Below are 15,713 nucleotides of genomic sequence, written 5' to 3'. Positions count from 1 at the left end.
TCAACTCCCCGACTCGCGTGCCGGCGGCGCGTCGCTGTCGACCATCGCCATCCTGATCAGGTCCTGTACGTCCATCGCCTGGATCGCGCCGCTGCGGTCGGCGACCGGCTGCTCCGGTGCCGTCGGCGTGGTACCGGTCAGCTTCAGCAGCTCGTCCATCAACCCCGACGCGCGCAGCCGTTCGAGTGGGATCGACGCCAGCGCACGCCGGACCGGCTCCTCCTCGGCGTCGTACGTCATCGCCGGTTCACCAGCGGTCAGCAGTTCGGTCCGCAGGTACGCCGCGACCGCGGCCGGCGTGGGATGGTCGAACGCCAGCGTCGCCGGTAACCGCAGCCCGGTGGCGTCGTTGAGGCGGTTGCGCAGCTCGACCGCCGTCAGCGACTCGAACCCGATGTCCTTGAACGGCTTCACCCGCCCGACTCGGTCCGTGTCGGGATGGCCGAGGACGGCGGCGACGTTCTGGCGTACCAGCTCCAGCAGCATGCTGTCCTGTTCGACGGGGGTCAGGCCAGCCAGCCGCCGCTGGAGCGCGGGCTGTTCCCCGTCGGTGCCGGACCGTTCCGTACCCGGGTCCTGCAGGGCCCGGACGACGGCCGGGATGTCCCCGATCAGCGGGCTGGGCCGGGCGATCGTGAACGCCGGGGCGAACCGCTCCCAGTCCATGTCCGTGACGGTGACCGTGGTCTCGTCGTGCTCCACTGCGCAGCGCAGTGCGCGTACGGCGAGCGCGGGGTCCATCAGCCGGACGCCGCCTCGGCGGAACGTCTCCTCGGTGGCCCGGTCGAGCATCCCCCCGCCGCCCCAGTTGCCCCAGGCGACGGAGGTGGCGGTACGACCACGGGCGCGTCGCGCCTCGGCCAACGCGTCGAGGAACGTGTTCGCCACGGCGTAGGGGCCCTGCCGGGCGCTGCCCCAACTGGCGGCACCGGACGAGAACAGCACGAACGCGTCCAGTTCGACGCTGTCGAGCAGGGCGTCGAGGTGTCGGGCGCCCTCGACCTTGGCCTCCATCACGGCGGCGAACTCGTCGAGGCCGGTGTCGGCCAGCTCGGCCTGCCAGCCCAGGCCGGCGGCGTGCACCACCGCGGTCAGCGGGAGGTCCGCCGGTACCGTGGCCAGCAGGTCGGCGAGGGCGCCGCGGTCGGCGACGTCGCACGCGGCGATGGTGACCCTGGCGCCGACCTCGGTCAGCTCGGCGGCCAGTTCGGCGGCCCCGGCAGCCGCGTCCCCACGCCTACTGGTGAGCACCAGGTGTTCCGCGCCGGCCCGGGCGAGCCAACGTGCCACGTGCCCGCCGACCGCACCGGTGCCACCGGTGACCAGCACCGTACCGCGTGGTCGCCAGGTGCCCACGGGCCGTGCGCCGGCCAACGGTGCGGGCAGCAGCCGGCGCCCGTACAGGCCGGCGTCGCGTATCGCGACCTGGTCCTCGCCGCCGGTGCCGGCGAGCAGGGCCACGAACCGGGCGACCACGCGGTCGTCGTGGTCGCGGGGCAGGTCGACGAGCCCGCCCCAGCGTTTCGGGAACTCCAGCGCGGCGACCCGGCCGAGGCCCCAGATCATCGAACCGTTCGGGTCGGCCAGCGGGTCGACCGGGCCGAGGCTGACCGCAGCCCGGGTCGCGACCCAGACCGGTGCCTCCACCGTCGACCCGACCAGCGCCTGTACCAGGGTCACGGTCAGCGCGAGCGCACGGGAGAGGGTCGGCCGGTCGACCGACGGCGATTCGTCGAACCCCAACATGGACAGCACGCCCGCGACCGGAGTCCCGTCCGGTGCCGCGTACCGCAGCCACTCCCGGATCGCCGTGTGGTCGGCGCCGGCCTCGGACAGCTCCAGCACCTCCACCTCGGCACCCCGGCGGCGCAGTCCGTCGAGGTACGGCTCGGCCTCCTGCCGTCCGTTCCCGTCGGGCACCACCACCAGCCAGGTGCCCGGCGACACCGCCGGGGACGGCTCCGGCAGGGGCTTCCACTCCACCCGGTACCGCCAGGAGTCCACCGTGGACATGTCCCGGCGACTCCGCCGCCACGCCGCGAGCATCGGCATCACCGGCTTCAGCAGGTCCGCCGCCGGTACGGCGCCGTCGGGTGCCAACGTCCCCGCCACCTCGACCGGGTCACCGCGCTCGACAGCGGCCCAGAATCCCGCCTCGACCGGGTCCTCAGCAATGGTCGGTTCCCCGGTCGGCCGGTCCAGCCAGTAGCGCTGGCGCTGGAACGCGTACGTCGGCAGGTCGACTCGGCGATCGGTCGGGCCGTACGTCCGCCGCCAGTCCACCGGTACGCCGCGAACCCATGCCTCGGCCAGCGACGTCGTCACGCGCGTCGGGCCGCCCTCGTCGCGGCGCAGGGTGCCCACCGAGGTGCCCCCCGCATCGGTGTCGTCGAAGATCTGCTGAAGGGACGCAGTGAGCACCGGATGCGGGTTGACCTCGATGAACACTCCGGCTGTGGTGGCCAGGACGGCACGGGTCGCCGGCTCGAACGCCACCGTCTCGCGCATGTTCCGGTACCAGTAGTCGGCGTCCAGGCCGGCGGTGTCGAACAGTGCGCCGGTCACCGTCGAGTAGAACGGGACCCGGGACGGGCGTGGCGTCACAGGTGCCAACTCGTCGAGCAGGCGCTCACGGAAGACGTCCACCTGTGGCGTGTGTCCGGCCGTGTCGACACCCGGGATACGCCGGACCTGGACCCCCTCGGCGACGCAGGCCTCGACGAACTCGTCGCAGGCGGCCGGGTCGCCGGCCACCGCGCAGGAGGCGGGTCCGTTGACGGCCGCGACGGAGAGCACGTCACGCCACGGTTCCAACCACTGCCGCACCCGCCCGACCGGCGACTGCACGGCCACCATTGCGCCCCGACCGGCCAGTTCTCTCCAGGCCCGGCTGCGGGTCGCCACGATCCGGGCGGCGTCGTCGAGCGACAGCGCGCCGGCCACGTAGGCGGCGGCGATCTCGCCCTGGCTGTGCCCGATGACCGCGGCCGGCTCCACTCCGTACGACTGCCAGACGGCGGCCAGCGACACCATGATCGAAAACAGCGCCGGCTGCTTGACGTCCACCCGGTCCAGCGGTGCCGCCCCGGCCGTGCCTCGTACCACGTCCGCCACGGACCAGTCGACGTGGGCGGCGAACGCCTCGTCACAGGCGACGAGCTGCTCGCGGAACGGTGCCGACGTGTGCCACAGCTCATCGCCCATGCCTGGCCACTCGGAGCCCTGACCGGGAAAGACGAACACCGGCCTGGCGGTACCACCGGCCACGCCGCGTACCACGTGCGCGACCGGTGCCGCCGTGGCGATCGCATCCAGCCCGGTCCGGAACGTCTCCCGGTCGGCGGCGACGACGACCGCCCGGTGGTCGAGTGACGCCCTGGTGGTCGCGAGCGAGTACCCGACGTCACCGTCCTGCGCGTCGGGATGCGCGCCCAGGTGCTCCGCCAGCCGGGCGGCCTGTGCGCGTAGGCCGTCCTCACCGCCTGCCGACAGCACCCAGGCGAGGGTGGGACCGCCAGCTGCCTGCCCGGCGGAACCGGTCGACGACTGAGCTGTCCACTCGGCCGCGCGCGCCGACGGCTCGGGAGCCTGTTCGAGAATCAGGTGGGCGTTGGTGCCGCTGATGCCGAACGACGAGACGGCCGCCCGGCGCGGCCGGCCTCGGGTCGGCCACGGCACCGCCTCGGTGAGCAGGCGCACGCCTCCGCCGGACCAGTCGACGTGCGGCGACGGCTCGTCCACGTGGAGCGTCGGCGGCAGATCGCTGTGCCGCATCGCCATCACCATCTTGATCACACCGGCGACGCCCGCCGCGGCCTGCGTGTGCCCCAGGTTGGACTTCACCGACCCCAGCCAGAGCGGATTGCCGGCGGGCCGATCCGCCCCGTAGGTGGCCATCAGCGCCTGCGCCTCGATGGGGTCCCCGAGGGCGGTACCGGTGCCGTGCGCCTCGACGGCGTCGACATCGGCCGGCGACAGCCGGGCGTCGGCGAGCGCCTGCCGGATCACCCGCTGCTGCGACGGTCCGTGCGGCGCCGTCAGTCCGTTGCTCGCGCCGTCCTGGTTGACCGCCGACCCACGGATGACCGCGAGCACCGTCCGCCCGTTGCGCTCGGCGTCGGACAGTCGTTCCAGCAGTACCACGCCGGCGCCCTCGGCGAAGCCGGTGCCGTCGGCGCCCGCGGCGAACGCCTTGCACCGGCCGTCCGGCGACAGCGCCCGTTGACGGGACAGCGCGACGAATGCCGCCGGGGTCGCCATCACGGTCACCCCACCGGCCAGGGCCAGCCCACAGGTCCCCTCGCGCAGCGCCCGTGCGGCGAGGTCGATGGCGACCAGCGACGACGAGCAGGCCGTGTCGAGCGACAGGGCCGGACCCTCCAGGCCCAGCGCGTACGCGACCCGCCCGGAGGCGATGCTGCCCGACGTGCCCGTGGTCAGGTAGCCCTCCAGGTCGCCCGGCAACCCGTCGGCCCAGGACGCGTAGTCGTGGTACATGACGCCGGCGAAGACGCCGGTGCGGGTACCCCGTACCGACAGCGGGTCGATGCCGGCCCGCTCCAGCGCCTCCCAGCTCGTCTCCAGCAACAGCCGCTGCTGGGGGTCCATCGCCAGCGCCTCACGCGGTGAGATGCCGAACAGCGCCGCGTCGAACAGCGCCGCGTCGTGCAGGAAGCCGCCCTGGGCGGTGTAGCTGGCGCCGTGCCTCTCGGGATCCGGGTCGTACAGCGTCCGCAGGTCCCAACCCCGGTCCGTGGGGAACCCGGAGATGGCATCGATCCCGCTCGTCACGAGCTGCCACAGCCCCTCCGGACTGTCCACCCCGCCCGGGAACCGGCAGCCGATGCCGACGATCGCGATCGGCTCGTGGGAGGCGGACGTCGGTGCGGCCGGTGCGGCCGGTACGTCGGCACGGCCCGCCAACTCCGCGTACAGCAGGTCGGCGAGGGCCTGCGGAGTCGGGTGGTCGAAGGTGACCGTGGCGGCCAAGCGCAGCCCGGTCGCGGCCCGCAGCCGGTTGCGCAACTCGACTCCGGCAAGCGAGTCGAAGCCGAGATCCTTGAACGCCCGGGTCGCGCCGACCGCTGCGGCGGACGGCTGGCCGAGGACCTCGGCCACCTCCTGGCGTACCAGTGCGAGCAGCAGGTCGGCACCCTCGGGCGCGGAGAGGACGGCCAGTCGCCGGGTGAGGTCTGAGCCGGGCGTGGTGGCGGCGGGCAGGCGGCGCGGGGCGGGTACGAGATTCTGGAGCACCGCCGGCAGGAGGCCGGCACGCGCCTGGGACCGGAGTACTGCGGTGTCCAGCCGGGCCGCGACCACCAGTGGCTCGGCGGCCGATCGGGCCAGGTCGAACAGCCGCAGTCCCTGTTCCGGACGTATCGGCAGGACACCGGCACGGGCCATGCGGCGCCGGTCGGTGGCGCCGAGACTGCCGGCCATCCCGCCCTCGCCGTCCCACAGGCCCCAGGCCAGCGATTGCGCCGGCCGACCGGTGGCCTGTCGGTGCCGGGCCAGTGCGTCCAGGAACGCGTTGGCCGCTGCGTAGTTGGCCTGCCCGGCTCCGCCGAGCACTCCGACGAAGGAGGAGAACAGTACGAACGTGCGCAGGTCCAGACCTTCGGTCAGCTCGTGCAGGTGCCAGGCGGCGTCCACCTTGGGCCGCAGCACCCGGTCGAGTCGGGCCGGGGTCAACGCGGCGATGAGCCCGTCGTCGAGCACCCCGGCCGTGTGCACCACGCCGGTCAGCGGGTGCTCGGCCGGTACGGACGCCAGCAGCTCCGCCAGTGCGTCGCGGTCGGCGACGTCGCACGCCGCCGTCGCCACGACCGCACCGGCCGCGCGCAACTCCGCCCCGAGTTCGGCAAGACCGGCGGAGGCCTGGCCCCGGCGGCTGACCAGCAGCAGGTGGCGGACGCCACACTCGGCCACCAGATGCCTGGCCAGCAGCCCGCCGAGCATCCCGCTCGCGCCGGTCACCAGCACGGTGCCCGTCGGATCGAGGTCGGTGACAACCGGTTGCCCGTCCGGGATCATCCGGGCCAGCCGGGGCACCATGACGACGCCCGCGCGGACCGCCAGTTGTGGCTCGTCGCCGCTGGCCGCCGCACTGATCGCTTCGGGCAGGCCGGGACCGGGTCCGTCCGTGTCCGCCCCGGTACCAGGCCGGTCGAGGTCGAGCAGGACGAACCGGCCCGGGTGCTCGGCCTGCGCCGACCGCACGAGACCCGCCACGGCCGCAGCCGCCAGATCAGTTCCAGCCGCCGGATCGGTCGCGTCGGCGGCGGTGGCACTCGCCGCTCCCCGGCTCGCCAGGACGAGTCGCGCACCGGCGTACCGTTCGTCCGCCAGCCAGTCCTGCACCAGAGCGAGCGCGGCGGCGACGGCTCGCCGCGCCTCGCCGGCAATCCCACCGTCACCCGCGTCGCAAGGCGGGAGGCTCGCCACCACGAGTTCCGGTACCGGGCGGTCCGCCGGGGCACCGAGACCGGCGTACGAGGCGACCTCCACACCGGCCGACCGGAGTGCCGGACCGATGCCGAGGTGGTCGTCGTCGAGCACGGCCACCGCCGGTACCGGCCGACTCGTGAGCGGTTGCGGCGCCGCGACCCAGCGCAGCAGGTACAGCGGATCGCGGTCCGCACCGCCCAAGCGGCCGACCTGCTCGGCGGGGACGGGGCGGAAGTCGAGTGCGCGTACGGCCACGACCGGTCGACCGGCGGCGTCGGCCAGCAGCACCGTCACCGCGTCCGCCGATTCGGCCGGCTTGAGCAGTACCCGGACGTCGGCGCCGCCGGCGGCGTGCAACGCCACACCGTTCCACGCGAACGGCAGGCCACGCCCATCGGCGTCGGAACCGGTCAAGCCGAGCGCGTGCAGCGCCGCGTCCAGCAGCGCCGGGTGTACCCGGTACCGGGCTGCGTCGGCGTGCAACTCGTCGGGGAGCCGGACCTCGGCGAGGATCTCGTCGCCCCGGCGCCACGCCGCCCGCAGTCCCTGGAACGTCGGACCGTAGCCGAGCCCGGCGTCGGCGAGCGTCTCGTAGGCGTCGTTTAGGTCTACGGCGAGCGCCCCGGCCGGAGGCCATTCGCCGAGGTCGAAGTCCGACTGGAGCGCGGCCGGAGAGAGGACACCTGTCGCGTGGCGCCGCCACTGCCCGTCCTCGTCGCCGGCGTCCCGGGCGTACACCGTCGCCGACCGCCGGCCGGACCCGTCCGGCGCACCGACGCCGACCTGCACCCGCACCCGACCCTCACCGGACAGCGGAAGCGGCTCGTGCACGGTCAGCTCGTCCACTACCGGGCAGCCGACCTGCTCCCCGGCGGTCAGCGCGAGGTCGACGAACGCCGAGCCGGGCAGCAGCACGACGCCGAGTACGGCGTGGTCGGCCAGCCACGGGTGGGTGTCCAGCGAGATCCGGCCGGTGAACAGGTGGCCGCCCGATTCCGGCAGCTCCGTGACGGCAGCCAGGACCGGGTGGTCGATACCGCCGAGACCGAGGGTTCCGGCGTCACGCCGGTCGGGTGGCGTCTCCGCCCAGTAGCGTTCCCGCTCGAACGCGTACGTGGGCAGCGGCACTCGGCGGGCACCGGAGCCGGCGAAGGTCCCCTCCCAGTCGACCGGTATGCCCCGCACGTGCAGGTTCGCCAGCGCGGTCACGAGGGTGTCGGGCTCGGGGTGGCCCGCCCGTAGCGCCGGGACGAAGACGGTGGCCGGTTCGCTGTCCACCGCGTCGGACAGGCAGTCCTCGCCCATCGTGGTCAGGACGGCGTCGGGGCCGATCTCCAGGAACGTCGTCACGTCGTCGGCCGCCAGCTCGCGGACGCCGTCGCAGAACAGCACCGCCTCCCGTACGTGCCGCACCCAGTACCCGGAACCGCACAGCTCGTCGGCGGTCGCCAGCCGACCGGTCAGGTTGGACACCACCGGAATGCGCGGCGGGTGGTAGGTCACCGAGTCGCAGACCCGGCCGAACTCCTCGGCGATCTCGTCCATCCGGCTCGAGTGGAAGGCGTGGTTGACCGAGAGGCGTTTCGTCTCGCGCCCCCACCCTGCGATCTCGGCGGCGACCGCCAGTACGGCCTCCTCGTCGCCGGAGAGGACGACCGAGTCGGGTCCGTTGACCGCCGCCACGCCCACCACACCGGATGCGACGCCCATCGCACCGGACGCCATGCTCGCCGCACCGGACGTGACGCCCACCGCATCGGACGCGGCGGTGAGCAGCGGCGCGATCTCCGCCTCGGTGGCCCGGACGGCGACCATCGCGCCGCCGGTCGGCAACGCCTGCATCAGTGCGCCGCGTGCCGCCACCAGCCGGCACGCGTCCTCCAGTGACCAGAGCCCGGCGACGTACGCTGCGGTCAGTTCGCCGAGCGAGTGGCCCATGACCACGTCCGGCCGTACGCCCCACCGTTCCAGCAGCCGGCACAGCGCTACCTCGAGGGCGAACAGCGCGACCTGGGTGTAGCCGGTGCGGTTCAGCCGTCCGTCCGGGTCGGGCCCGAACACCACGTGCTCCAGCGGTACGTCGAGGTGCGGGGCGAACGCGGCGGCCACCTCGTCGAACGCGTCCGCGAAGACCGGGTAGCGCTCGTACAGCTCGTGGCCCATCCTCGGGCGCTGCGATCCCTGACCGGTGAACAGGAACGCGAGCCGGCCGGACGTCACCTCGCCGCGTACCACCGATCGGGCGGGCTCGCCGGCCGTGGTCGCGGCCAGCCCGGCGAGCAGTTCGTCGCGGTCGTGCGCCACGACGACCGCCCGTTGGCGCAGCGCGGCCCGGGTGGTGGCAGCGGAATAGCCGGCGTCCACGGCGCCGACCGCCGGGAGCTGCGACAGGTGGGCACGCAGCCGGTCGGCCTGCGCGCGCAGCGCGGCCCCGGACGCGGCCGAGATCGGCACCGGTACGGGCGCCAGCGGTGACGCGGCCGGCACGGCCGGGGCGAGGTTGTCCGGGGCGACTCCGTTCGGCGCCTCCTCGATGATCATGTGGGCGTTCGTGCCGCTGAACCCGAACGACGAGATCCCGGCCCGCCGGGGCCGCCCGTTCGCGGGCCACGGCCGGGCCTCGGTGAGCAGGCTCACCGCGCCCTGGTCCCAGTCGACGTGCGGCGACGGCGCGTCGAGGTGCAGCGTCCGTGGCAGTTCCCCGTGCCGCAGGGCCAGCACCATCTTGATCACTCCGGCCGCACCGGCCGCCGCCTGGGTGTGACCGATGTTCGACTTGACCGAGCCGAGCCACAGCGGGCGGTCCGCCGGCCGGTCCTGGCCGTACGTCGCGAGGATCGCCTGCGCCTCGATCGGGTCGCCCAGCGTGGTGCCGGTACCGTGCGCCTCGACCACGTCGACGTCGGCCGCGGTCAGTCCCGCGGTGTCCAGCGCCGCCCGGATGACCCGCTGTTGGGCTGGCCCGTTCGGTGCGGTCAGCCCGTTCGACGCTCCGTCGGAATTGACCGCGCTGCCCCGGATGACGGCGAGTACGCTGTGGCCGTTGCGCCGCGCGTCGGACAGCCGCTCCACCAGCAGCATGCCCACGCCCTCGGCCCAGCCGGTGCCGTCCGCACCGGCGGCGAAGGACTTGCAGCGGCCGTCGGCGGAGAGTCCGCGCTGGCGGCTGAAGTCGACAAATGTTCCCGGTGTCGACATCACCGTCACCCCGCCGGCCAGCGCCAGGTCGCACTCCCCCTGGCGGAGCGCCTGGGCCGCCCAGTGCAGGGCGACGAGCGACGACGAGCAGGCCGTGTCGACCGTGATCGCCGGCCCCTCCAACCCGAACGTGTAGGCGACCCGGCCGGACATGAGGCTGCCCGCACTGCCGATGCCGAGATGGGCGGCGACGCTCTCGGGCGCGTCCCGCAGCCGGACGGTGTGGTCGTGGTACATCACACCCGTGAACACGCCGCACCGGCTGCCGCGTACCGTGGTCGGGTCGATGCCGGCCAGCTCGAAGGTCTCCCACGACGTCTCCAGCAGCAGCCGTTGCTGCGGGTCCATCGCCTGGGCCTCGCGCGGCGAGATACCGAAGAAGTCCGGGTCGAACCGGGCGGCGTCGTGCAGGAAGCCACCCTCGCGGGTGTAGCTGGTGCCTGGGTTGTCCGGATCCGGGTGGTAGAGCGTTTCGACGTTCCAGCCTCGGTCGGTGGGAAACGGCGAGATGCTGTCGCGACCCTCGGCGAGGGCGCGCCAGAACTCGTCGGGCGAGCTGATCCCACCCGGGTAGCGGCAGGCCACACTGACGATGGCGATCGGGTCGTCGGCCCCGGCGAGGATCCGCCGCGCGCCCGTTGCCGGCGCCGTGTCGCCGCTGACCAGCAGGGAGAGCAGGTGGTCCGCGAGCGTGGCCGGCAGCGGGTAGTCGAAGACGAGGGTGGCCGGCAGCCGCAGACCGGTGCTGGCGCCGAGCCGGTTGCGCAGTTCGATGCCGGTCAGCGAGTCGAACCCGAGTTCCCGGAAGGCACGGTCGGCGTCGATCAGGTCCCCGGACGGGTGGCCGAGTGTCCGCGCCGCCTGCTCGCGCACCAACTCGAGCACGGTCCGGCGCTGCTCGGTGTCGGGCAGTCCGACGAGCCGCGCCGCGAGGGAGCCGCGCCCGCCGTCGGTGGCGGCGGTCCGGCGTACGGGGGTGCCGACCAGCCGGCGGAGGATCTCCGGTACACCGGTGCTCGCGGCGATCTCGCGCAGCCGCACCAGATCCAGCCGCACCGGCACCGGTACCGGCACAGGAAGCGCCAGTACGGCGTCGAACCGCGCCAGTCCCTGCTCCGTGTCGAACGGGACGAGGCCGGCCCGCCCCATCCTCACCAGGTCGGCCGGGGAAACCTGGCCGAGCATCCCGCCGGTGGCCGTCCACGGTCCCCAGGCCACCGAGGTTCCCGTCAGACCGAGCCGTCGACGGTGCAGCGCCAGGGCGTCCAGGAACGCGTTGGCCGACGCGTAGTTGCCCTGGCCGGGGCTTCCGAGCGTGGCGGCGGCGGAGGAGAACAGCACGAACGCCGCGAGTTCGTGGTCCCGGGTCAGCTCGTGCAGGTGGATCGCGCCGTCCACCTTCGCGCCGAGGACAGCGTCGACGCGTTGGGGGGTGAGCGCCGACAGCACGCCGTCGTCGAGTACGCCGGCGGTGTGCACGACCATGGTCAGCGGGTGCGCCTGAGGAATCCGGTCCAGCAGACCGGCCACCGCGCTGCGATCGGAGACGTCGCAGGCGACCACACTCACGGTCGCGCCCTCGGCGGACAGCGCGGCCACGAGTTCGGCGGCGCCGTCGGCATCGGCTCCGCGTCGACTGGCCAGCAGCAGGTGGCGTACCCCGTGGTGGCTCACCAGTCGGCGGGCGACCAGGCCGCCCAGCATCCCGCTGGCGCCCGTGACCAGCACCGTGCCGTCCGGATCGGCAGTGGCCGGATCGAGAGTGGACGGATCGGGCGACGCGGTCACCCGTCGGAGCCGGGGCGTGTGGACGACACCGGCGCGGATCGCGAGCTGCGGCTCGCCGGTGGCGACCGCGGCCGTGATCGCCCGTTCGGACTCCGGCGTGCCGTCCAGGTCGACGAGGATCACCCGGTCGGGGCTCTCCGCCTGGGCGGAGCGGGCCAGTCCCCACACCGCGGCGAGTGCCGGTGACGGCGGCCCGTCGTCCGCACCGGCGTACACCGCCGACCGGGTCACGATTACCAGCCGGGATCCGGCGAAACGCTCGTCGGCCAGCCAGCTCTGGATCAGCTCCAGCGCGTGGTGTGTCGCCGAGCGGACCCCGGCGCGGAGATCCGCGCCAGGGTCCGGCAGGACGGCCAGGACGTGGTCCGGCACGGCCCGCCCGGCATCGACCGCCGCGCCCAGTGCCGGCAGGTCGTGGTACGCCACGACGTCGCCGGACGGCTCCGTGTCCGGGTCCTCGCCCACCGGGCCGAGCGCCGCCCACCCGCCGTGCAGCGCGCCGGAGAGGGTTGCCAGTACCGGCCAGTCGACCTCGTAGATGCTGTCGACGCCGAGCGCCGCCGGCATCTGGTCGGCCGGGATCTCGCGCACGGTGAGGGATTCCACCGTCGCGACCGGTTGCCCGGCCGGGTCGGTCAGCGTCAGGGACAGCCCACCGGTACTGGGCGTGAGCCGTACCCGCAGCGCCGACGGCCCGTTGGCGTGCATCGATACGCCCCGCCACTCGAACGGCAGTCCGGTCGGCGCCGCGTCGCCGAGGAGAGCCGCCCCGTGCAGCGCCGCGTCGAGCAGTGCCGGATGCACGCCGTACCGGCTGGCGTTCTCCACCTGGTCGGCGGTGAGTGCCACCTCGGTGAACACCTCGTCGCCGCGCCGCCAGGCGGCTCGCAGGCACTGGAACGCCGGGCCGTACGCGAGACCGGAGCCGGCCGCCCGCTCGTAGAAGCCGGCGAGGTCGACTGGTCGCGCGTCGGCCGGTGGCCACACGGACGGCTCCGGGGACGCGGCCGTTTCCGGCGGGGCCAGGACGCCGGTGGCGTGGCAGGTCCATGGCTGGTCGGGTTCGGCATCCTCGGTCCGGGAGTGCACCGTCACCGGGCGCCGTCCGGTGTCGTCCGGCGCGTCCAGGGCAAGCTGCACCTGGACCGCCCGATCCTCGGGCAGCAGCAACGGGGCGCGCAGGGTCAGTTCCTCGACCCGGGTACCGCCGACGCGGTCGCCGGCGCGCATGACCAGTTCGACGATCGCCGCACCGGGCAGCACCGGGGTGTCCCGCAGCGCGTGGTCGGCCAGCCACGGGTGGCCGTCCAGGGCGAGGCGGCCGGTGAGCAGGTACCGGTCGGAGTCGGCGAGCGCGATCGCCGCGCCGAGCATCGGGTGGTCGGTCGGCGCCAGACCGGCGGCGGCCAGACCGGCCGGGGACCCGGGGTCGCGCAGCCAGTACCGCTGACCTTGGAAGGCGTACGTGGGCAGGTCCACCGGCACCGGATCGGCGCCGGCCAGGAGCACCTGCCAGTCCACCGCCACACCGCGTGCGTAGGCCCGGGCCAGTGCGTTGGTGAGAGCGCGCGGCTCGTCCTGGTCCGGTCGCATGAGCGGAATGAACCGCAGGTCGTCGGTCTGCGGTTCGCAGCAGTCCGACGCCAGGCCGGTCAACACGGCGTCCGGTCCCACCTCGACGAACGTGGTGACACCGGCATCCCGCAGCGCCCGTACCGCGTCGCGGAAGCGCACCGGCTCGCGGACGTGGCGTACCCAGTGCTCGGCCGAACCCGGCCCGCCCGCATCCGGCTCGGCCGAGTTTGGCGATGCCTCGGTGGCGATCGTGCCGGTCAGGGCGGAGGCGATCGGAATCGCCGGTGGCCGGAGGGTCAGAGCCTCGGCAACCAGGCGGAAGTCGTCGATCATGGGGTCCATCAGCGGCGAGTGGAACGCGTGGCTGACGCGCAGCCGCCGGACCCGGCGCCCCTGCCGCTCGAAGTGCCCGGCCAGGGCGAGCACCGCTTCCTGCGCGCCAGCGACGGTCACCGCGTCGGGCCCGTTGACGGCGGCGATGGACACCGCGCCGCCGTGGTCGGCCAGCTTCGGCTCGACCTCGGCCTCGGTCGCCTGGAGCGCGACCATCGCGCCGCCGGCCGGCAGTGCCTCCATCAGGCGGCCCCGGGCGGCGATCAGGCGCGCCGCGTCCGCCAGCGAGAGGACACCCGCGACGTGCGCGGCGACGATCTCCCCGAGTGAGTGTCCGGCCACCAGGTCCGGCCGCAGGCCGTGCTGCGCCAGTAGCCGGTACAGCGCGATCTCCAAGGCGAACAGCGCCGGCTGCGCGAACTCGGTACGGTCCAGCAGGGCTGCCTCGGCTGATCCCGGCGCGGCGAACACGACGTCCCGCAGCGGCCGGTCAAGATGCTGGTCGAGTTCGGCGCTGGCGGCGTCCCACGCGGCGGCGAATTCCGGGTACGCCCGGTAGAGGTGACCGCCCATGCCGGCCCGTTGGGCGCCCTGGCCGCTGAACAGGAACGCGACTCGGCCCTCGCCGACGTCGTCACGTACCGGCTCGGCGGCGGGCTCGCCCGCTGCCAGCGCTTCCAGGCCCCGCAGCAGCTCCGGGCGGTCGGCGGCCACGACGACGGCCCGGCTGTCGAGGGCCGTACGGGTGAGCAGCGAGCCGGCGACATCCGGCCCGCCCAGCTCCGCGTGTTCGGTGAGATGTGTGTGCAGCCGCTCCGCCTGGGCCCGCAGCGCCGCCGGAGTACGCGCGGACAGCACGTACGGCAGGACGGGCGGCACCATCGTGCCGACCGCGTCCGTCGGGTCGGCGGGGTCGGCGGGGTGGACCGGCGGTGCCTGCTCGATGATCACGTGTGCGTTGGTGCCGCTGATGCCGAACGAGGACACCCCGGCCCGCCGGGGCCGGTCGGTCTCCGGCCACCGCCGGGACTCCATCAGCAGCGACACCGCGCCGGCCGACCAGTCGACCTGCGGGGTCGGCGCGTCGACGTGCAGGGTTGCGGGGAGTTCGCCATACCGGATGGCCTGCACCATTTTGATCACACCGGCGACCCCGGCAGCCGCCTGGGTGTGTCCCAGGTTCGACTTGACGGAGCCGAGCCACAGGGGGCGGTCGGCCGGGCGGTCCTGCCCGTACGTCGCGAGCAGCGCCTGGGCCTCGATCGGATCCCCCAGGGTGGTACCGGTGCCGTGGGCCTCGACCGCGTCGACGTCGGCGGCGGAAAGTTGGGCGTCGGTCAGTGCCTGCTGGATGACCCGCTGTTGGGACGGGCCGTTCGGGGCGGTGAGGCCGTTGGACGCGCCGTCGGAGTTGACCGCCGAACCGCGCATCACGGCCAGTACCGGGTGCCCGTTGCGCCGCGCCTCGGACAGCCGCTCGAGCACCAGTACACCCACGCCCTCGGCCCACCCGGTGCCGTCGGCCGCCGCGGCGAACGACTTGCAGCGGCCGTCGCGGGCGAGTCCGTTCAGCCGGGACGACTCGGCGAATGTGGTCGGCGTCGACATCACGGTCACACCGCCGACCAGGGCCAGTACGCATTCGCGCTGCCGCAGCGACCGGGCGGCCAGATGCATCGCGACCAGGGATGACGAGCAGGCGGTATCGATCGTGACCGCCGGTCCTTCGAGTCCCAGTGTGTAGGCGACCCGGCCGGACACCACGCTACCGGCGACGCCGGTGCTCAGGTACCCTTCGGCGACCGGCGGCAACGTGGTCAGACCGGAGCCGTAGTCGTGGTACATCACCCCGGCGAACACCCCGGTACGGCTGCCGCGCAAGGTCACCGGATCGATCCGGGCGCGCTCCAGCGCCTCCCAGGACGTCTCCAGGAACAGGCGCTGCTGCGGGTCGGTCGCGAGGGCCTCCCGTGGCGACATGTCGAAGAACTCGGCGTCGAAGTCGCCCGCGTCGTGGATGAAGCCACCCTCGTGCGCGTACGACGTGCCGTAGCGCTGCGGATCGGGACCGCGCAGCGTCGCCAGGTCCCAGCCGCGGTCGGCCGGGAACGGCGACATGGCGTCGCCGCCGTCGGCGACCAGCCGCCAGAGGTCCTCCGGCGACCGTACGCCGCCCGGGTACCGGCAGCCCATGGCCACGATGGCGATCGGCTCGTGGTCCTCGGCCTCGACCTCGCGCAGCCGGCGGTGGGCCTTACGCAGATCGGCGGTAAGCCGCTTGAGGTACTCGACGAGCTTCGCGTCCTCGGCCATCCGATGCTCTCTCCGTTGTCCGCGACCAAGCAGATTCGCCCAGCCTGTCCACCCCGACC

1 protein-coding gene is annotated in these 15,713 nt (G+C 73.9%); it reads right to left on the bottom strand.

What is annotated here, in order from left to right; translation table 11 throughout:
* Window positions 1-15,654, bottom strand: coding sequence for a type I polyketide synthase (locus AAH979_RS35075; RefSeq protein WP_346262428.1), 15,654 nt, complete (start codon window positions 15,652-15,654; stop codon window positions 1-3).
* Window positions 15,655-15,713 lie beyond the last annotated feature (59 nt).

The organism is Plantactinospora sp. ZYX-F-223, assembly GCF_039649625.1.
Classification (GTDB): Bacteria; Actinomycetota; Actinomycetes; order Mycobacteriales; family Micromonosporaceae; genus Plantactinospora.
The sequence above is the reverse complement of the archived record's forward strand: the minus strand, read 5'-3'. Positions and strand labels throughout refer to the sequence as shown.